The sequence below is a fragment of the Halobacillus litoralis genome, from assembly GCF_009856415.1.
GTDB classification, from domain to species: Bacteria; Bacillota; Bacilli; order Bacillales; family Halobacillaceae; genus Halobacillus; species Halobacillus litoralis_C.
In genome coordinates this window covers 131252-151466 of the sequence record NZ_WMEZ01000007.1, presented here as the reverse complement: position 1 = coordinate 151466, position 20215 = coordinate 131252, and the positions used below count along the sequence as shown (strand labels likewise).

21 protein-coding genes, 1 riboswitch and 1 other annotated feature are annotated in these 20215 nt (G+C 43.4%); of the genes, 6 read left to right on the top strand and 15 right to left on the bottom strand.

Going from position 1 to position 20215, the window contains the following annotated elements; translation table 11 throughout:
- Nucleotides 1-92: 92 nt before the first annotated feature.
- Both GLV98_RS16075 and GLV98_RS16070 read left to right on the top strand, forming a co-directional pair.
- The gene (locus tag GLV98_RS16075) at nucleotides 93-452 is read left to right on the top strand and encodes a Lin0512 family protein (protein ID WP_160917079.1); all 360 of its coding nucleotides are present in this window, start codon (nucleotides 93-95) and stop codon (nucleotides 450-452) included.
- Between the two features lie 122 nt (nucleotides 453-574).
- The gene (locus GLV98_RS16070; protein ID WP_160917077.1) at nucleotides 575-934 is read left to right on the top strand and encodes a Lin0512 family protein; all 360 of its coding nucleotides are present in this window, start codon (nucleotides 575-577) and stop codon (nucleotides 932-934) included.
- 55 nt (nucleotides 935-989) lie between these two features.
- Here GLV98_RS16070 and GLV98_RS16065 read toward each other — a convergent pair whose 3' ends face one another.
- The 6 genes from GLV98_RS16065 to GLV98_RS16040 all read right to left on the bottom strand — a co-directional run bounded on the left by GLV98_RS16065 (nucleotide 990) and on the right by GLV98_RS16040 (nucleotide 6291).
- On the bottom strand, nucleotides 990-1664 hold the full coding sequence (locus tag GLV98_RS16065; protein ID WP_160917075.1) for a TraR/DksA C4-type zinc finger protein: 675 nt from the start codon (nucleotides 1662-1664) through the stop codon (nucleotides 990-992).
- Between the two features lie 100 nt (nucleotides 1665-1764).
- Nucleotides 1765-2901, bottom strand: a complete 1137-nt coding sequence (locus GLV98_RS16060) for a bifunctional cystathionine gamma-lyase/homocysteine desulfhydrase (RefSeq protein ID WP_160917073.1) — start codon at nucleotides 2899-2901, stop codon at nucleotides 1765-1767.
- A 4-nt stretch (nucleotides 2902-2905) separates the two neighbouring features.
- The gene (locus tag GLV98_RS16055) at nucleotides 2906-3823 is read right to left on the bottom strand and encodes a PLP-dependent cysteine synthase family protein (RefSeq protein ID WP_160917070.1); all 918 of its coding nucleotides are present in this window, start codon (nucleotides 3821-3823) and stop codon (nucleotides 2906-2908) included.
- Between the two features lie 21 nt (nucleotides 3824-3844).
- Complete coding sequence (locus tag GLV98_RS16050) at nucleotides 3845-4306, bottom strand: S-ribosylhomocysteine lyase (RefSeq protein ID WP_160917068.1); 462 nt, start codon at nucleotides 4304-4306, stop codon at nucleotides 3845-3847.
- A gap of 4 nt (nucleotides 4307-4310) precedes the next feature.
- A complete protein-coding gene (locus GLV98_RS16045; protein WP_160917066.1) occupies nucleotides 4311-4952 on the bottom strand; it encodes a class I SAM-dependent methyltransferase in 642 nt (213 codons plus the stop codon).
- Nucleotides 4953-5118: 166 nt separating this feature from the next.
- Nucleotides 5119-6291 (bottom strand): DEAD/DEAH box helicase, encoded by a 1173-nt coding sequence (locus GLV98_RS16040; RefSeq protein ID WP_202410098.1) that lies wholly within the window; start codon nucleotides 6289-6291, stop codon nucleotides 5119-5121.
- A 676-nt stretch (nucleotides 6292-6967) separates the two neighbouring features.
- On the opposite strand from GLV98_RS16040, the gene GLV98_RS16035 reads away from it, so the two are divergent.
- Nucleotides 6968-8155: a M14 family metallopeptidase gene (locus GLV98_RS16035; protein ID WP_160917063.1), complete on the top strand. Its 1188-nt coding sequence runs from the start codon at nucleotides 6968-6970 to the stop codon at nucleotides 8153-8155.
- 60 nt (nucleotides 8156-8215) lie between these two features.
- Here GLV98_RS16035 and GLV98_RS16030 read toward each other — a convergent pair whose 3' ends face one another.
- The 3 genes from GLV98_RS16030 to GLV98_RS16020 form a co-directional block, all read right to left on the bottom strand.
- A complete protein-coding gene (locus GLV98_RS16030; RefSeq protein ID WP_160917061.1) occupies nucleotides 8216-8554 on the bottom strand; it encodes a hypothetical protein in 339 nt (112 codons plus the stop codon).
- 107 nt (nucleotides 8555-8661) lie between these two features.
- Nucleotides 8662-10035, bottom strand: coding sequence for an argininosuccinate lyase (argH, locus tag GLV98_RS16025; protein ID WP_160917059.1), 1374 nt, complete (start codon nucleotides 10033-10035; stop codon nucleotides 8662-8664).
- The gene (locus GLV98_RS16020; protein ID WP_160917057.1) at nucleotides 10028-11263 is read right to left on the bottom strand and encodes an argininosuccinate synthase; all 1236 of its coding nucleotides are present in this window, start codon (nucleotides 11261-11263) and stop codon (nucleotides 10028-10030) included. Before GLV98_RS16020 ends, argH begins: the two co-directional genes overlap by 8 nt.
- Before the next feature lie 52 nt (nucleotides 11264-11315).
- Nucleotides 11316-11528: a binding site (T-box leader), on the bottom strand.
- Between the two features lie 771 nt (nucleotides 11529-12299).
- A riboswitch (PreQ1 riboswitch) is annotated at nucleotides 12300-12344 on the top strand.
- Nucleotides 12345-12430: 86 nt separating this feature from the next.
- Between GLV98_RS16020 and queC the strand changes: the two genes are divergently transcribed.
- The 3 genes from queC to queE are packed head-to-tail and all read left to right on the top strand — an operon-like array spanning nucleotide 12431 to nucleotide 14284.
- A complete protein-coding gene (queC, locus tag GLV98_RS16015) occupies nucleotides 12431-13096 on the top strand; it encodes a 7-cyano-7-deazaguanine synthase QueC (RefSeq protein ID WP_160917054.1) in 666 nt (221 codons plus the stop codon).
- Nucleotides 13096-13563 (top strand): 6-carboxytetrahydropterin synthase QueD, encoded by a 468-nt coding sequence (gene queD, locus GLV98_RS16010; RefSeq protein ID WP_160917052.1) that lies wholly within the window; start codon nucleotides 13096-13098, stop codon nucleotides 13561-13563. The genes queC and queD overlap by 1 nt, the downstream gene beginning before the upstream one ends.
- A complete protein-coding gene (gene queE / locus GLV98_RS16005) occupies nucleotides 13556-14284 on the top strand; it encodes a 7-carboxy-7-deazaguanine synthase QueE (protein ID WP_160917050.1) in 729 nt (242 codons plus the stop codon). The genes queD and queE overlap by 8 nt, the downstream gene beginning before the upstream one ends.
- 44 nt (nucleotides 14285-14328) lie before the next feature.
- Here the strand turns inward: queE and GLV98_RS16000 are convergent, their stop codons facing one another.
- The 6 genes from GLV98_RS16000 to GLV98_RS15975 form a co-directional block, all read right to left on the bottom strand.
- Entirely contained in the window at nucleotides 14329-14496 is a 168-nt protein-coding gene (locus tag GLV98_RS16000) for a YqaE/Pmp3 family membrane protein (RefSeq protein WP_160917048.1), read from the bottom strand.
- 7 nt (nucleotides 14497-14503) lie between these two features.
- Nucleotides 14504-15247, bottom strand: a complete 744-nt coding sequence (locus tag GLV98_RS15995) for a phosphatase PAP2 family protein (protein WP_160917046.1) — start codon at nucleotides 15245-15247, stop codon at nucleotides 14504-14506.
- Nucleotides 15248-15564: 317 nt separating this feature from the next.
- Nucleotides 15565-16824: an L-lactate MFS transporter gene (locus tag GLV98_RS15990; RefSeq protein ID WP_160917044.1), complete on the bottom strand. Its 1260-nt coding sequence runs from the start codon at nucleotides 16822-16824 to the stop codon at nucleotides 15565-15567.
- Nucleotides 16825-17031: 207 nt separating this feature from the next.
- A complete protein-coding gene (locus GLV98_RS15985; RefSeq protein WP_160917041.1) occupies nucleotides 17032-17820 on the bottom strand; it encodes an ABC transporter ATP-binding protein in 789 nt (262 codons plus the stop codon).
- 55 nt (nucleotides 17821-17875) lie between these two features.
- Nucleotides 17876-19057 (bottom strand): ABC transporter substrate-binding protein, encoded by a 1182-nt coding sequence (locus tag GLV98_RS15980; protein WP_160917131.1) that lies wholly within the window; start codon nucleotides 19055-19057, stop codon nucleotides 17876-17878.
- A 94-nt stretch (nucleotides 19058-19151) separates the two neighbouring features.
- Nucleotides 19152-20213, bottom strand: coding sequence for an ABC transporter permease subunit (locus GLV98_RS15975; RefSeq protein WP_160917039.1), 1062 nt, complete (start codon nucleotides 20211-20213; stop codon nucleotides 19152-19154).
- Nucleotides 20214-20215: the final 2 nt, after the last annotated feature.

Below are 20215 nucleotides of genomic sequence, written 5' to 3'. Positions count from 1 at the left end.
ACCGTATTTAAATCCAGCATGTTTTACCTCATCCATGACGTGTTAAACAATAAATGAAGGATCATGAATTATTTTAGAAAGGTGGTTATCCTATGGATCAAATTATCTTCATTCAGACAGGTACTGGAATTGATGTTCATGGACAAGACGTAACAAAGGCATCCGTTCGGGCGATCGAGAATGCTATCCATTCAAATTCTATGCCAGGTGTCCAGGAAGCGTTGCCGGAAGGGTCTATGGAAAATATGAAAACCACTGTGAAACTGGCCTTACCCAGTGACATTGATGAATTAAACCATACGAAAATTAAAGAAACGATTCCATATGGACAGGTTGAAATCAAGTTAATGGATGGAGGAATGCGCACGACAAGCGGCATCACTTTAAACGATGAGGGAGATCATAACGATCAAATGTATATTGTGAATGCTGCTGTAGAAGTCGGATATTGACGCTAAAAGGTCAGGGGATCCCCCTGACCTTTTTATATTAAGAAATGCTAGCGCGATGGATATCAAAGATGCCACTTTCTCAAATTATGATATGATGGAGAAAAATAAAAGGGGGAATAATCATGGATCATTTGATGTTTATCCAAACAGGAATGGGAACAGATGTACATGGTCAGGATGTGACAAAAGCTTCAATTAGAGCCATCAAAAATGCCATACATACCAATTCCATGCCAGGAATCCGTTCAGTGCTTCCTGAAGAGTCTCTAGACAATATGAAAATTAACGTGAAATTAGCCGTACCATGCGACTTAGACCAACTTGATTTTAATCAATTAAAAGACGCTATTCCTTACGGAGAAGTTAACATAGAAGTGATGGAAGGTGGCATGCTTACTACAAGTGGCATCGTCTTAGAGGATAAACAAGATAAAAATGATCTTATGTATATTGTCAACGCAGCAGTAGAAGTCGGATATTGAAGGTGTGACTTCCATAAAAAGACGCCAAGGCTATCAGCCCTGGCGTCTTTGGTAGTTAGTACGTATCTTCAGCTTCATCCTGACTATCCATATACTTATCATAATGCTCATTACGCTGAAAGCTTACCCCTTCAGACCCTGTATAACCATGCATATCTGTAGATACAAAAGGTTCGAATTCTTCTACATACCCCACGCCATCTTGATTATCCATTAATGAGGAATCGTCATACGTCATGCTGCTTTGATTAAAAGAAGCTGCCTGCTCATAGGCATTCTGTTCATTATACTCTGGATCATCTGCATCCCGACCATAATGATTTTCTAAATCTGTAATCACATCTTCTTCCACTGGTCGATCTCCTGATATGTCTTGATTTGATGAAGCTTTCGCAATTGTACGCGCAGTCGGCAACGCCTCTAGCCTTTCCTTTGGAATTTGTCTTCCCGTTTCTTCACAAATCCCATAGGTACCTTGTTGAATCTGCTTCAATGAATATTGAATATCTGATAATTCTTCTTCCAAATGTCCTAGCAAAGCGATATCTTTTTCCCGCTCGTAAAGTTCAGTGCCTGAATCAGCGGGGTGATTGTCATACTGTGACAATTCCCCTGATGCCATATCACTCGCCAAACCTCTTTCTAAACCAAAATGATTATTGTCAATTAATCGTTGTTCGATTTCTCTTTTACGCTCTTCCAATTGCTTTTTATAATGTGTGTAATCCATGTCATTTTCACTCCTGATTGATAATCCTTTTTAGTTTGGCTCAGGTGTTAAGGAGCTATACAAAAAGGAGCCCTCCTGTACAGGAGGGCTCCTTTTCCGATTACTTTCTTAATGCTTGTAAAAAATCTTCCTTCAGATCTTCAATATCTTCAAGGCCGATGGAAACACGGACAAGTCCATCTGTGATCCCAAGTTCTGCCCGACGCTCTTTTGGAATAGAAGCGTGAGTCATCATTGCAGGAACGGATATAAGGCTTTCGACGGCTCCAAGGCTCTCTGCCAGCGTGAAATATTTTACGTTCCGGAGAACTTGATCCGCTTTCTCCCCACTACCGACGTCAAAGCTGATCATACCGCCGTTGCCACTCGCTTGTTTTTGATGAACATCGCTACCTCTATGATCATCGAGACCGGGGTAATAAATATCTGTCACTTCCGGCAGACCTTGGAGAAACTCCACAAACTGACGTGTATTCTCCTCAATTTCTTCCATGCGAATCCCAAGTGTCTTGATTCCTCTCATAAGAAGCCATGAATCCTGGGGTCCCAAAACACCACCCGTAGAGTTCAGCACAAAGTGGACATCTTCTGCCAACTGCTCACTGTTCACAACGACGAGACCAGCGACGACGTCACTATGTCCGCCTAAATACTTGGTTGCACTATGCAAGACGATATCAGCGCCAAATTCAATAGGATTCTGCCAATATGGTGTGCTGAAGGTATTATCAACGATGAACGTCAATTCTTTTTCCTTTGCTAAAGCAGATACTTTTTCAAGGTCTGTCACTTTAAGCAATGGGTTGGTTGGGGTTTCAACGTAGATCGCTTTTGTACGATCGGTGATCGCTGATTTAATATTTTCCACGTCACTTGTATCAATAAAGCTTGCTTCTAGTCCAAAGCGGTTGATGATCTTAGATACAAGACGATACGTCCCTCCATACACATCATCGGTGAAAATTACATGATCTCCATGATTAAAAGTCATAAGAACAGCTGTAATGGCTGCCATTCCTGATCCGAAAGCGAAACCTTTATGTCCGCCTTCCAAGTCCTTGATCAATTCTTCCAAAGCAAACCGAGTCGGGTTTCCCGTACGCGAATATTCATATCCACGGTGCTGACCGACCCCATCTTGTTTGTAGGTGCTTACCTGATAAATGGGTACGCTGACAGCTCCAGTCTTTTCATCACCCGTGATTCCCCCATGGATCAGCTGTGTTTTTTTCCTCATGTCATCACTCCTCATATATGCCCTGACTTAAATATCGCTCGCTACTGTCCGGAAAGACGGTTACGATTTTTGCCCCTGGCTTTGCTTTTTCAGCTTCTCTCCACGCAGCTTCAAAGGCTGCTCCCGATGAACTGGCTACGAGCAAACCTTCATTTATAGCCAGTTCTTTTACACGACGAAAAGCCATCTCATCAGAAATGGTAAGAATCGCATCAAAATAATCGGGGTTCATATAAAAAGGCAGAAACTCCATCCCGATTCCTTCTGTTCGGTGTGGGCCAGCTTCTCCTCCGTTCAAAATGGAGCCTTCTGGTTCAACAATTACGGTTTTCACATTTCCCATTCGCTCTTTCAAATAACGGGAGGTCCCCATAAATGTCCCACCTGTACCAGCACCAGCCACGAAAATATCAAATTCGCCATTCATATCCTTAAATATTTCCGGTCCGAGGGTTTCGTAATAAGCATCTGGATTCGCTTGATTATGAAATTGCTGCGGACTAAAGGAACCGGAAATTTCTTTAGCCAATTGATTCGCTTTCTCTATGGCTCCCTTCATTCCTCTTTCAGTAGGAGTATTTACGACTTTAGCCCCTAAGGCTTTCATCAAGGTTTGTTTTTCCTGACTGAACTTCTTTGGTGTCACAAAAATGACGGTGATCTCTTTTCCGATCGCAGCAAGTGCGAGGCCAATGCCTGTGTTTCCAGCCGTGGGTTCAATAATGGTTCCCCCGGGTTTTAACAATCCACGTTCTAACGCATCCTCAATCAGTTTTAAACCCAGACGGTCTTTGATGCTCCCGCCTGGGTTCATGAATTCAAGCTTAGCGAAGATTCTAGCTTGATTCGGGATTTCGGAATGAGTGAGTTCGATCATCGGTGTCTGACCAATTAATGATTGTATATTCTTCACGTAACCCATCGCATCCTCAACTCCCGTTATTTATTGAAAAACTTCCGTCCATTCTTCCCGTTTTTCGAGTAATTCTTTTGCCAGTTCCTGAGCTCCTTCCAAGCTGTGACTCGCAGCAAATCCGCACTGAACTTCGTTGCATGCAGGAACTTCATCCGCTTCTAACACATCTTGAAGAGTCTTCTCGATTACATGAAGCACGTTATCATAGCTGTCATCATTCAGGATGGCAATATAGAAGCCTGTTTGGCAGCCCATCGGTCCAATATCGACAATGCGGTCATGGTGATTCCGGCTGTTCTCTGCCATCAAATGCTCCAGAGAATGAAGGGCTGGCATTTCCATATGTTCCTGGTTCGGCTGCTTGATACGAAGGTCATATTTGTAGATTTTATCTCCCTTTTCACCTTCTGTTACTCCTACTAGACGTACGTAAGGGGCACTGACTTTCGTGTGGTCAAGATTAAAGCTTTCAACGTTCATTTTTGGCATGTGATCATTCTCCTTTTTTGGCCTGAATGAGCCAGGCGTATTTGTTCAGTTGTTCAAAAGTTACCTCGAACCCGTTGAGGACAAACATCTCTCTTAGTTCTTCTAGAAATGGGTAGTATTCTTCCTGCAAATCCTGAGCTAAATTTAAAAATCCTTGTCTCTTTGCGTTTTCGATCAGCTGTTGTTTATGTTTCTCGTCTTTAAAGATTGTGTCTATAAAAACTACTTTCCCATCATATTCAAGACGATCCCGAAAGCTCTGGATTGCTTCAACTTTCTCACTAGTCGTCAGGTGATGAAAAGCAAACGAACTGATAATGGATCGGATGGGTGTAAGTAGTTTCGGGTAATCGAGAAAGTTCCCATCATAAATGGCAGATTCTGGACATTTCACTTTAGCAATTCTCCGCATTTCAGAAGATGGTTCAATGCCTAGAACGACCTTATTTTGGTCAATGACCTTTCTCGTTAAATTCGCTGTACCTACTCCGAATTCCATAACCGGGGATACGGAAAGCTCGGCTAAGCGGCCCAACATTTCATCGTACCCTTCAAACACTTCACGATATTCCGGATCCTTACCAGCTACTGTATCGTCATATGAACTCGCCCATTGGTTGAATAGGTCGACGAATTCCATCCCCATAAATTTCATCTCTCCTCATTATTTATAATTCCAATGCGTTAACTCGGAATTATGCTTATAATGTATCATATTTCAGAACTCCCCTCAATGTTATTGTTTTTTTAGTAGCAATTTTTTATAAAGACCAAATAAAAAACCAGAGTCTAGAAGGGACTCTGGTTTCAGCTTATCTTCTTCTTTTTTTATGGCGGGGATTTTTCTCTTCCTCTTTTTCTCTTTTCCCAGGAGAAAGATGCTCCATAGACCTTCTTTCTAACTTTTGTTTGATATGCTGTTCGATTTGTTTAAGAGCAGCCTTATCTTTAGGCGCTGCAAAAGTAATCGCCAATCCCTTGCCTCCTGCTCTCCCTGTTCTGCCGATCCGGTGAATATAACTTTCAGGGTCTTGTGGAATATCATAGTTGAACACGTGTGTGATCCCTTCCACATCAAGGCCCCTCGCCGCTACGTCTGTAGCTACAAGGTACTGAATTTTAGCATCACGGAATCGCTGCATGACCTTTTCCCTTTTAGCCTGAGAAAGGTCACCGTGGAGTTCATCAGATTCATACCCTTTGGCAGTCAAGGCGTCATTCAGCTTTTTCGCTCTGCGTTTTGTTCTACAAAAGATGACCGCAAGAAATGGTCGGTGCTCGCTCATGATTTGAATAAGAGCATCCTGCTTTGCTCGATCGGTCGTTTCATATAACAGTTGTTTAATGTTAGAGACCGTCACTTTTTCCTCTTTGACTTCAATCCGCTCTGGATTATGGGTAATTTTTTTTGCTAATGAATGGACTTGGGAGGTGATTGTCGCTGAAAATAACATCGTCTGCCTGTTTGATCCACACTGCTCAATAATATCCTGTACATCAGGCAGAAATCCTGCTTCCAACATTTGATCAGCTTCATCAATGACCAGCTGTTGAATATTCATAAGCTCGACCGTTTCTCGTCTCAAGTGATCCAGTAAACGGCCTGGTGTCGCTATGACAACATGGGCTTTTCCATTTAATTTGTTCGCTTGTTTCGCTACATCCTGACCACCATACACAGCTAAAACATGCGTATCCTCATTCTTAAGTTTATTTACTTCATGAGTTATTTGCAAAGCCAATTCTCTCGTCGGGGTGATGATCAAAGCTTGAACAGTTTCCAACGACGTGTCTACCTTCTCTAAAATAGGCAAGACGAATGCGAACGTTTTTCCTGTTCCCGTCTGAGCTTGACCTATGATGTCTTTCCCATCCATTAATGGCGGAATCGCTTGTTCCTGTACAGGAGTCGGTGAAGCAATTCCCTGCCTCTTCAGCTTTTCAGTCAACTCTTTCGATATTCCTAATTTTTCAAATGGTTTCATATATTTTTCACTACTTTCTATAAATTTAAATCCGTCATTTATCCCACATAAGCTCCCTTTTCTTGAAGACTCAGTTTCGAGACTTTTGTTGTGTGGATGGGGCTGCGGGGAATAGCTCGCTTTCCGCGGGAGCGCGGTGAGCCTCCTCGGACTGCGTCCTGCGGGGTCTCACCATGCACTTTTGTCCCGCAGGAGTCTCGCCATTCCCCTCCGCCCACTAGCCGGAAGAAATTTTCGAAACTACCTTCCAGTAATATGAGCTTTTATGGTTAAGAATCCTATATCGACGCAGATTAAACAGGATTTCACAACACAACTAGGCAGGTTACTATTAAGAGGGATTTCGAGAACCTCATTTGGTAAAGGGGCGGAGGGAAAAGGTGAGACTCCTGTGGGAAGTGCGTGGTAGATGAGACCCCGCAGAGCGTTAGCTCGAGGAGGCTCATCACTCGCCCACGGAAAGCGAACCTTTTCCCGGAGCCCTAAACTTTAACAAAAGTTTCGAAATCGAGTCTTCAACAATCCTGCCAGTTAGCTGAATAAGACCATTCCTTTATTGTACCTGAAAAAGAAGGTGTATGTTGGGATTCATGAAAATTGGTCGAGAGATGTTTGTTCATCAATTCATCCATTTTCCATATAGTTATAAAAAGGACTGTAAAAAAGGGGGGCTCTTATGGACGTTAAAGTAAGAAGTGGTGATTCGTTATGGTACTACTCGACTCTTTTTAACGTACCGTTGGATTTAATCATAGATTCTAATCCACAAGCGGAACCATCTTCGCTTCAGATTGGACAAACCATTCGTATCCCTGGTTATGAAACGAGCCAATACCGGATTCAATCCGGGGATACCTTTTGGAAAATTGCCAGTGAGCGTAGGATTTCTTTGGATGCCATCGCATTGTTAAACCCTTCCGTCAATCCTAGAATGCTTCAAATCGGTCAGTTTTTATCCCTCCCCGTCCAAGTAAGCTATAGAGTAGTCGATGGAAACCGCCCTTATGACTTTAACGTACTAACTACTGATTTGAGTGAACTTTACGAACTTTATCCATTTGTCAGGAGACAGACGATTGGTAATAGTGTAATGGGAAAAGATCTTGTAGAACTTCAAATTGGCCGTGGTCCGAAAGTGGTGCATTGGAATGGTTCTTTCCATGCAAATGAGTGGATTACCACTGCCGTCATTATGCAATTTTTAAATGACTACTTGCTCGCCTTAACAAATAAAGAGACCATTCGAGGCTTAGAAATCAATCCTTTTTACAATGAAGTGACACTATCTATTGTTCCTATGGTCGATCCTGATGGCGTTGACCTCGTTTTGAACGGACCACCCGAAGGAGATTTCGGGGAGTTGGCGTTACGTATCAATGATGGAAATACTGATTTTTCCGGATGGAAAGCAAATATCCGAGGGGTGGATTTAAATAACCAATACCCGGCCAAATGGGAGGTCGACGCAGCAAGAAAACCAACATCCCCCGCTCCAAGAGACTTCCCTGGCTATCAACCGTTAACAGAACCTGAGACGGTTGCAATGGCTGAGCTTGCGGGTGCCCGTAATTTTGAAAAAATGCTTGCTTTCCACACACAAGGAGAAGTGATCTACTGGGGATACGAGGGCCTTGAACCTCCTCGATCCATGACGATTGTCAATGAATTTGAAAGGGTTAGTGGCTACAAACCCATCCGATATGTAGATAGCTTTTCGGGCTATAAGGATTGGTTCATTCAAGACTTTCGACAACCTGGATTCACAGTAGAATTAGGGTCGGGGGTGAACCCTCTTCCCCTTGAGCAGTTTGATGAAATCTATCAGGAAACGATGGGAATCTTTTTGGCAAGTTTGTATATGTAGGCGGATTATTCACTAAAAAACCCCTGCGGACTCATTACGTCACTGCAGGGGTTAATGTTTTTAAAAATCTTTTTTGTCCATATGACCATTATGCTCTTTGATCACTTGGATGGCTCGATCGTATTCCTCTTCTTTAATAGAAAAATGGAGCACGTGCGTTAAATGCTTTTTATCAGATAGTGCACTGTCCCGGTCATGTTTAGGCGAGACAACCTCCGTAAAGTTGAAAGTTCCTCCCCCAGAATTCGTTGACCCTGCCACAGGAACAATTGGAGTCATGTCTGCATCCTCAGGGATTGCTTCTACTGTATCCTGATCGACCGATAAAGATTGTAACGATGCTTTTGCACTTTCTGCATCATTTTCTGTGGAAAAGTAAGCTTGAATTGTCTTTGCCATACGATCATCCCTCTCTATAAAAGGTGGTATGGTTATAATATCCTTCTCTTTTCTTTTTCAAACCTTTGACGAACCTCTTGATGGGGCCATAAAAAAGAACACCTCTTTTAAGAGAGATGTTCTTTTGCCAGCTGTATTTGTTTTTGCACTTGATCAAACCCCGTTCCGCCTTCACTGTTCCGCGCAGCTACGACTTGATTCGGGTTTAGTTTATCAAAAATATCCACTTCAAAGAGTGAAGAAAATTCCTGATATTCTTTAAGCGTCAAATCCAACAAGTATTTGTCCTTTTGAATTGAGTACAAAACAATTTTCCCGATCACTTCATGCGCTTCTCTGAACGGCATTCCTTTGACGGCCAAGTAATCAGCTATATCAGTGGCATTCGAATAGTCTTCGTTTACAGCATTCTTCATTTGATCCCCTTTGACCTGCATCGATGCAAGCATCGGTGCTAACAAAGACAAGGCACCTTCAAGGGTCTCAACCGTATCGAACATCCCCTCTTTATCTTCCTGCATATCTTTGTTGTAAGCGAGAGGCAGGCCTTTCAGTAATGTGAGCAATCCCATTAAATGGCCATAGATTCTTCCCGTTTTTCCACGAAGGAGTTCAGGCACGTCAGGATTTTTCTTCTGGGGCATGATGCTCGAACCCGTACAAAAAGCATCATCCAATTCTACGAATTGAAACTCCTGACTTCCCCATAGAATCAGCTCTTCGGACAAACGAGAAATATGTGTAATCATAATAGAGGAAATAGATAAAAACTCAAGGATAAAATCACGATCACTGACGGCATCCAATGAATTCGGATAAGGTTGATCGAACCCTAAAGCATCCGCTGTCATTTGTCTGTCAATTGGATAGGGCGTCCCTGCAAGAGCCGCTGCCCCAAGCGGAGACCAGTTGATTCGTTTCAAACTATCCCGCAAACGTTCCTTATCTCTCTCAAACATCCAAAAGTAAGCCATTAAGTGGTGCCCAAAAGAGACGGGCTGAGCACGCTGCAAATGGGTGTACCCCGGGAGAATGGTTTCCACATGTTGTTCCGCCTGCTCCAACAGGGAGGATTGAACCGCTTCTACTAATTCCATCAAACCCTTTGTTTTTTCACGTAGATAAAGGTGCATATCTGTCGCAACTTGATCGTTCCGGCTTCTGCCGGTATGCAGCTTCCCTCCGACCGGTCCGATCTCATCAATGAGCAGTTTTTCTATATTCATATGAATATCTTCGTGCTCTACTGAAAAAGTGACGTCCCCTTTTTTCACTTTCTCTTTAATCGTAAGCAGTCCTTCCTTAATTTGCATCACTTCATTCATTTCAATGATGGCACATGCACCGAGCATTTCCACGTGAGCAATACTGCCTTCGATATCCTGTAAGGCCAGTTTTTGATCAAAGGTGATGGAAGAGGTGTACTCTTCCACCAATTTATTTGTAGGCTTTGTAAAACGACCGCCCCACAATTTAGTCATGCTGGCTCACCACCGCTTGATCCAGTAACTTCGCTCCTTTATGGACGTCCGCATGGACTTTTGTCGGCAATCCCCACAACTTTATGAAACCGACAGCTGCATTGTGATCAAACGCATCTTCCTTTGAATAGGTGGATAGTTCTTCATTATATAGACTGACCGGTGATTTCTTACCAATCACTGTATGGTGCCCCTTGAACAACTTCACTTTAACGGTCCCTGTGACGACTTGCTGCGTAGAATCAACGAATGCAGATAGAGCCGGTTGTAGTGGTGAATACCAAAGACCGTCGTAAATGATTTTAGAAAGCTGCTGATCAACATTGGTTTTGTATTGAGAAACCTCTCTCGTTTGAGTCAGGAACTCCAGTTCTTTATGCGCATTGATCAAAATCATAGCTGCAGGGTTTTCATACACTTCTCTTGATTTAATTCCAACAAGACGATTTTCTGTATGATCAATTCTGCCAACCCCATGTTTGCCTCCCAGTTCGTTCAAGTACTCAATGAGCGGAACAAGCTCCATTTTTTCTCCATTCAATCCAACAGGCTTTCCTTCTATGAAATCAATTTCAAGGGTTTCCGGCTGATCAGGTGTCTCTTCAATTGGATTGGTCCAAGCATACGCTGCTTCGGGAGCTTCTTTCCAAGGATCCTCAAGCACTCCAGCTTCACAAGCACGGCCCCAGATGTTTGCATCAATAGAGAATGGGTTCTCCAGGTTGACAGGAATCGGAATTCCATTCTCTTCTGCATAAATGATTTGTTCATCACGTGTCATTCCCCATTCACGAACAGGTGCAATGACTTCAAGATCAGGATTCAATGCCTGTATAGAAACTTCAAAACGGACCTGGTCGTTCCCCTTACCTGTACAACCGTGAGCGACAGCAACTGCTCCCTCCTGCTCGGCTACTTCAACGAGCAGTTTAGAAATGAGCGGACGGGAAAGTGCAGAGGATAAAGGGTACTTCCCTTCATAAAGAGCATTCGCTTTAAGGGCCGGCATCAAGTATTCTTCAGCCAATATCTCTTTCGCGTCCACCATAATCGCTTTGATCGCTCCAACATCCAACGCCTTTTTACGGATCGTTTCCAAGTCTTTCCCTTCACCGACATCCAAGCCTAAAGCGATGACATCATACCCGTACTTTTCCTGAATCCATTTAATAGAAATCGATGTGTCCAATCCACCGGAATAAGCTAATACTACTTTTGGTTTTGTCATATGAATAACCTCCTCAATTATTGTCCATAAAAAAATCCGTCTCCTACCTGGGGTAAGAGACGGATTTTGAATCATCCGCGGTGCCACTCTCATTGTCTGTATGTCAGACCAACTCGAAGCTGATAACGGGGGCTCCCGGTTCTGGCTACTTGTTTCACCGAACATCTCAGAAGTGCGATTCCGTATCAATCCGTCACCAGGCTTCCACCGCCCCCGGCTCGCTGTCGATCAGCTTCATACGTACTCTCTTCGTCCATGAATGTATTTTTATAATGAATTGTTTATAATTATACAAAATCATATGCAGAAGTCAACACAATAAACACATTCTTCTTAAAAGTTTTTCAGTTTCCCATTTTCATAGCCCCTTCTTCCATTATCGCCCCCGTTTGTGTAAGACTCAGTTTCGAGATAACCGGGGTTCGTTTGCTATATAGGCGGTCAGGGGTGGTTGGGAAGCTACTCGCTTTCCTGTGGGGATGACGGCAAGCCTCCTCGAGCTTCGCTCTGCGGGGTCTCGCCAGCCACTCCATTCCCACGGGAGTCTCGCAGCTTCCCAACCACCCCATTCCATGCAAAGGAGAAACGAACCCTTATACCAATTTGGCTTGTCTTCCACTATCCGACTGTTAGAAGCATAAAGCGCATTGTATCAAGCTTTCAGGATTCATAAACCAAGGAATGGGGAGTTTAACCTTACACTCCCATCAAGGTAGATAGCTACTGAACTTAGAGGTGGTTTCGAGTCCCTGAATATGGCGAAGGGGCGGAGGGGAATGGCGAGACTCCTGCGGGAAAAAAGTGCATGGTGAGACCCCGCAAGGCGTTAGCCTGAGGAGGCTCACCGCGCTCCCGCGGAAAGCGAGTCATTCCCCGCAGCCCCACCCACTCAACAAAAGTCTCGAAACTGAGTCCTCAAGAATCCTGCCATATTGTTCAATAAAGCTCATGTAGGTAAACTATATATGTCAGGGTTTCCAGGGGCATATTGTCGTGTTAAGATGAGTAGGGTAAATTAAATAAAGTCTGCTTCAGGGCAGGAGAGGTTCTAGCGACACCCTCTATAAAAAACTAAGGATGGAACTGTACCTTGCCTTAGGTGCGGTTTTTTTAATGGTTTTGGGTGTGTAGAATTCTCTTTTTCAATGATGAAAGGAGAATTTTTTAATGGAAAAAAATAATAAAGCTGTGGTTGTATTCAGCGGTGGACAGGACAGTACGACTTGTTTGTTCTGGGCATTGAAGAAGTTCGATTCCGTTGAAGTCGTTACTTTCGATTACAATCAACGTCATAAAGAAGAAATTGAAGTGGCGAAAGAAATCGCTGATGATCAGCAGGTGCGTCACCATATCCTCGATATGTCTTTACTCAACCAACTCGCCCCTAATGCTTTAACTAGGGATGATATTGAAGTGAAAGATGGCGAAGATGGAGAACTTCCTTCTACTTTTGTACCGGGAAGAAATCTATTATTCTTGTCTTTTGCTACCATTCTTGCGCGACAGATCGGCGCGAAACATATTGTTACGGGAGTGTGTGAGACAGACTTTAGCGGTTATCCAGACTGCCGTGATGTTTTTGTTAAATCCTTGAATGTCTCACTAAATCTCTCGATGGATGATGAATTCGTTATTCACACCCCTCTCATGTGGCTCGACAAGGCAGAAACGTGGGAAATGGCTGATGATCTCGATGCCTTTGACTACGTTCGTGAAAAAACATTAACTTGCTACAACGGTATCCGGGGAGATGGATGCGGGGAGTGCCCAGCTTGTGAACTTCGCAGAAATGGACTTGAAGCTTATGTGGCGAAAAAAGAGGTGACTGAATAATGTACGGATTTACCATCGTGGAAAACTTGCAGAAGATCGACCAGGACATCAAACGTCACGAGTTGAAATACCACCAAAAGCGTGTGCTTGTCAGTAAAGAATTCACTTTTGATGCTGCCCATCACTTGCATTGCTATGAAGGAAAATGCAAAAACCTCCATGGACACACGTATAAAGTGATTTTTGGTATCAGCGGCTTTGTTGATGATATTGGGCTAGTCATCGATTTCGGTGACATCAAGTATATTTGGAAAGAACAGATCGAGGTCCATCTCGACCACAGATATTTGAATGATACGCTACCGAATATGAATACAACCGCTGAAAATATGGTTGTCTGGATTTACAAGAAAATGGAAGATACCTTAAAAGATGACCCGAATAAATGTCGTGTTGAATTTGTAAAGCTTTATGAAACACCGACAAGTTACGCAGAAGCAAGACGGGAGTGGATGACGGATGAATAAGTTTCCCGTGTTAGAAATTTTCGGACCGACCATTCAGGGAGAAGGAATGGTTGTCGGGAGAAAAACGATGTTCGTCCGTACAGCCGGATGTGATTACAGTTGTGCTTGGTGTGATTCCGCTTTTACATGGGATGGAAGCGCCAAGCATGACATCGAGCGGTTAACTTCAGAAGAAATTGTGACTCGATTGATCAATACCGGTGGCGATCAATTCGATCATGTTACGATATCAGGTGGGAATCCTGCTCTTTTAAAAAATCTGCATGAACTTATCGATCCATTGCATGATAGAGGGATTGAAGTAGCCCTTGAGACGCAGGGAAGCCGTTGGCAGGAATGGTTCACTCAAATTGATGACCTGACCCTCTCGCCTAAACCGCCTAGTTCCGAAATGAATACGGACTGGGATATTCTCGACGATATTATTGCCCGTCTTGAAGCTGCTGGCCGTGGGAAAAACACGAGCTTGAAAGTCGTCATTTTCAATAAAGACGATTTGATTTACGCTGAAAAAGTCCACGGTCGCTATCCTCATGTGCCTTTCTTTTTACAAGTCGGAAATGATGATTTGGAAGAAAACGAAGCAGGAACATTAGCCAGCCACCTCCTCGATCAATACGAGTGGCTCATTGATCAAGTTGTCGCTTCATCAAAGCTGAATAAAGTCCGCGTCCTCCCACAAGTGCATGCACTTGTCTGGGGCAATAAGCGAGGAGTATAAAAGAAAAAAGTCTGACAGCACGTGAAGTGCTATCAGACTTTTTCTTATCCACGTTTTTTTTCGTCATAATGCCCCTTCACTACTACCGCCGCATGGACGGCTCCCGGAACATAAAAAATCAAAGTTAAAATTAAATTCAATAGCGCCTTTAGTGGTTTTCCTGTAAACAAAACAGCTAAAGGTGGTAAAAATATAGCTAAAATATACAACATGATTCGATCATCCTTTCTCTTGCTTCCTCTCAGCTTTCCCTTTTGAAAGGGTTTGAACACTCCCTGATTGTCTTCTCCTCTGATTCCATATGGTGATTTCCAGCGCTGCTATGCAAACGAGCAGCCATGCAAGACCGAATAACGTGCCTCCAACAACATCCGTAAAAAAGTGCACCCCGAGATAAACTCGAGAAAGGCCGACAAGTGCAATTAATAATCCCAGCGCTATATTTATTGTCCATTTCCAAGGCTTCCTCAACGGGCTGATGACGATTAAATAAATGAGAAATCCGTAAAAAACAACAGACCCTGTCGTATGTCCACTCGGAAAGCTGAAGCCCGTTCCATCATATTCCGCCAGCACTTCTGGACGTTGGCGCTCGAAGGTAACTTTCAACAATTTAGTTAAGGAACTAATACCGATCATGAGGATCGCAAAATAAATCCCTACCCACCGGCTGAATGGTGAAAAAAACAATAAAAAGATAAGTAATGCTACAGAGGCTATAGAAATGAATAATACGGACCCTAAATCCGTCGTCCATCCCCAAAACGTATCCATCCACGGGGTCGTGATTGATCTCACTACATCTGTCGCTGCCTGATCCACAACGAATTTTTCCTGTTCAAGGACTTCTGCCGCAAGTTCAGTAAAGAAATATACGGCTCCTCCTACCAATAGGAACCCCGCCAAAATAAGAATAATAGACGCTTTCGAAAGGTCTGAAATCTTCGTTCCTGAAAACAACATCACAATTCCTCCTGACTGCCAATGACTCTTAATTCAACCCTTCCCCTAATCACATGAGGTTAACCTTGAAATACCAGCCTCAATACTCTCTAGTCGCCAATCGTCACTTAAGTGAACACCCATGAGGAACGTTCACATCGCTTATACAAGAATAAGACTAGACCTATGCCTAGTCTTACCGTTACATCACGAAGGCAACCATGAGGTTCATTGATATAGCTTCTATCCATCCTTCCGTCATTTCCACATCTCACATAGATGGTCTCCAAAAAATGAAAACTCGGATGCTATTCCTGCATCCGAGTTTTATTTTTTCTTTATGCTGTTTTTTCTTTGCTCATTAATGCTTTTCGCTTTTTCCGTTCATCAACCTTGGTCAGAATGGATACCACCAGGGCGATGACAAATAAACCAGAGAAGAAAATGAGGCTGTTCTCATAGCTTCCTGTCGTATCTTTCATCCAAGCCGCAAAAATCGGACCTGCAAGACCGGCAGCCGCCCATGCTGTCAAAATATACCCATGAATGGCTCCAAGTTCTTTTGTTCCAAATAGGTCCCCGATAAACGCGGGTATAGTAGCAAATCCGCCACCATAGCAAGTGTAAATAATAGAAAAAGCAATGACAAAAATCCAAGTCGCGGTTGTCCAAGGCAGAACAAGAAATAACCCGATCTGCAGAACAAAGAAAGTGATATACGTATTCGCACGGCCTATATAATCGGAAGCACTTGCCCATCCGATTCTTCCCAGTCCATTAAAAACTCCCATCACACCAACGAGAGTAGCTGCAGTAGCGGCCGATACCCCGACACTTTCCTCCAACAACGGTTTAGCGGCAGAAATAACAGCGATCCCACACGTGACATTAATGAACAACATTGTCCAAAGGTAATAAAATCGCTTGGTCTTCAACGCTTCCTTTGCACGCAAGTTTGCTAAATCTTGATTTTCCGTATCCGTTTCCTTATCTGCATCATACCCTTTAGGTGTCCAACCTTCAGGAGGGCGGGACATGTAAAGAGAAGAACCAATCATAACAACAAAATAACTGATCCCTAAAATATAGAAGGTGGCTGCAATTCCAACTGAATTGATAAGAAAATCCATCAATGGACTAGCAATGGCGGCTGCAAACCCGAAGCCCATAATCGCCATCCCCGTTGCCAAACCTCTACGGTCAGGGAACCATTTGACTAATGTAGAAACAGGTGCGATATAACCGACACCTAAACCTATTCCTCCAAGAACACCATAAAATATGTACAGCATCCATAAGGACCCTGCGCTTACAGCAATTCCTGATCCAGCCACACCAATCCCGAAAAAGATGGCAGCTGTGATTCCGGCGACCCTCGGTCCATATTTCTCCACGAACCATCCTAAAAAGGCTGCAGATAATCCTAAAAATAAAATAGCAATGCTGAAGGTCAACTGAACTTGACTTGCTGACCAGCCAAACTCTTCGCTTAATGGGCCTGTAAAGTTACTCCAGGCATACACAGAACCGATAGAAATATGAATCCCTACCGCTCCTAAGGCGATTAACCATCTGTTCTTTACTTTTCTTTCTGACATTTTTTCACCTCTTCTTCATTAATTACCTGTCTTTTTCCTATAATCTCAATTTCTAAACAAAATTCCATTTATTATGACACATTTTGTCCATATTCTTCCTCTATTGAAATATTTCCTGGACAATAAAAAAACACCTCCTATCCAGGAAGTGTCCATTAAGTATAAGCTCCCAATTGTGGAAGATAACTTTTCTAAAAAGCTCAACCTCTAAATCCAGCGTTGTTTTTTTCTGTAAGACTTTACGTCTCTGTAATTTTTGCGACCTTCTTCATTCATACCTAAATAGTGTTCTTGTACTTCCTGGTTAGAAAGCAGTTCTGATACAGGAGCTTCCAAAACAGAGCGTCCATCCTCAATGATATATCCATAATCTGCGATGGAGAGCGCTACATTGGCATTCTGCTCAACGACGAGAATGGACATCCCTTCTTCTTCATTGATCTGTTTAATGTTTTGAAAGATCTCTTTCACGAGAAGCGGTGCAATCCCAAGAGATGGTTCGTCCAACAACAATAGCTTCGGTTTCGCCATGATCCCTCTGCCGATGGCAAGCATTTGTTGTTCTCCTCCTGAAAGTAAACCTGCATGACGGGAACGTAACGTTTTTAATTTTGGAAAATAATGATAGACTCGTTCCATATCTTTTTTTATATTCCTTCGATCTTTTCTCGTGTGAGCGCCTGCGGTCAAATTTTCTTCGACCGTAAGATGCTTGAAAACTCTTCTTCCTTCCATACTTTGAAAAATACCTTTTTGAACAATTTTATCAGGGCTCATCGAAGTTATATCTTCCTCTTGATACGTAATTCTTCCTTTCGTCACTTGACCACTATCTCCCCCGAGCAAACCTGAGATCGCTTTCAATGTCGTAGATTTTCCAGCTCCATTACTTCCTAACAATGCGACGATGTTTCCATCTGGCACCTCGATCGACATCCCTTTTAAGACTAGAATCATCTTCGAATACACCACTTCAATATTATCCACTTTTAACATGACCATTCACCTTCCTTTTGAAAAAGGGGGCCTCTTTACGAGACCCCGCACTCTTTTAATCTTCATAACTGAAATAATCCGTGATGACTTCAAACTTCCCATTCTTAACTTCTGCCAGACGGACTTGGTTCGTTCCTGCATGGTTGTCTTCTGAAAAAGTGACAGGTGCAGCCAGACCACCCAAATCCATGTCTTTAATTTGTTCGATTCCTTTTCGGATGCCTTCTCCATTCAACTCTTCGGCATTTCCAATACCCTCAGCCATAATCTTTGCTGTTACCCAGCCTTGAACGAATTTTTGACTGACATCTTCTAGACTTTCTCCTCTAGACTCCAGGTACTCTTCCATTTCAGCCAGCCCTTCCAAGTCTTCATATGGAAAAGCGTGGGTGACGACTCCTAACATTCCTTCAGCCGCGTCACCGGCAATTTCTACAACTCCTTCTCCAGTTGCCCAGTTCAAACCGATGAATTGGGTATCAATGTCAAGCGTCTGTGCTTCACGTAAAATCGTGGCTGTCGCTCCCCATGTTTGCTGAATGATGGCGTAATCTGGATCTGCCTCCTCCATATTCAACATTTGGGACTGGGCTTCTGTCGCCGTCACCGGAATGACCTGTTCATCCACCACTTCAACACCGACTTCAGCTGCATAGGCTTTAATGTCCTCAATCGGGGAACGTCCGAACGCAGTATCGTTATAAAGGAGAGCGAGCGTCGGATTGTCTCCTTCATGATTATCCTTGATCCATTGAACAACAGCTCGTCCCTGGTCAGAATATGTAGCTGCTGTTAAAAAGTTGTACGGACTCTCTTCTAAATTTTTCAGGTTTTCTGAATACGAAGCAGAGAAGTATGGAAGTTGATCATTTGCTACTTGCTGACGGAGCGCTTCTGTGTCCGCCGTGCCCCATCCAAGAATCGCCGATACGTTGTCTTTATCACGCAACTCTTGATACAAGCGTTGACCTTTTGCCATATCATAGGCATAATCGTCACCAATCAGTTCAACTTGTACACCATCAATTCCTCCTTGACTATTCAAATATTCATAGTAAGCTTTCTCACCTTCGGAATACGGAGTACCCACATCACCCGTACCGCCTGTAATATCAAAAAGCGCTCCAATTTTTACTGTGTTGCCATCAGAAGCTTCTGCATCTCCACCAGCCGCTCCCTCGTCTCCACTACAAGCAGCCATTATCCCCACCAAAAACATGAAACACAACAAAAGCATCGTCGACTTTGCGTACGTTTTAATCAAATCCTCGACTCCCTTTCTTTTTGTTTTATAGTTTTGAGTAAAGAGCGCAGAACCCTCCCTCGACTTACTAATAAGAAAATGGCCAAACTTTGAAGTAATTTTTGATATTACTCCATATATGTGCCAGCCCGCCTGGTTCAAAGATAAGAAACAGGATGATGGCTGCACCAAAGGCAAGTTCCTGGAAAGCCGCTAACGTGTTTTGCATATCGGGCATATAGACAGCGATAGAATCCATGACAAAACCAAGGCCCACAGGCAAAAGCGTTATGAATATGGCTCCAAGAATTGACCCAAGGATACTCCCGAGACCACCGACTAGAATCATGGCCAAGTATTGAATTGATACTGTGATGCTATATAGTTCCGGGCTGACAATCATCGTATAATGAGCAAGCAATGCACCAGCGATCCCAACAAAAAAGGAGCTGATGGCGAAGGAAAGCACTTTGTAAGTGAACAAGTTGATGCCCATAATTTCCGCCGCTACGTCACGATCCCGAACAGCTAGAAAGGCTCTGCCCGTACGGCTCCGGAATAAATTCAAAGCATAGACGATAGTAAAAAGCAGAATGATGAGACACAAATAGTAGTAGCTGCTTGCAGACATAAGAGAAAACGACCCGATGGACGGACGCTGAAGTACCATTCCAGAGGTCCCACCAGTTAAGCCCGTCCATCGGCTAATGATGAACAAGATGATGAACTGCGCCGCTAATGTCGCGATCGCCAAGTAAAGCCCTTTAAGTCTTAGAGACGGAATTCCGAATAACGCCCCTACAGAAGCTGTGATGAGACCTGCGACAGGCAAAGCCACCCAAAAGCTCAACCCTAACGTACTTGTTAAAATGGCAGATGTATAACCTCCTACACCAAGGAAGGCACCGACCCCGATGGATATTTGACCAGTAAAACCTGTCAAAATGTTCAATCCGATGGCGCCTATCGAAGCAATTGCACATAAAGTCGCAAGGCCGATGACATAATTATCAGCCAGCAAAGGAAACAAGAAAGCGAGAATGGCCAGTCCAAGCATCCTGATTTTCACCCGTTTTATTGAGAAAATGGCCATATCTTTCTCATATCGAGTTTTGTAATTGCCACATTCCATTACAAATGGATTTTTCACAT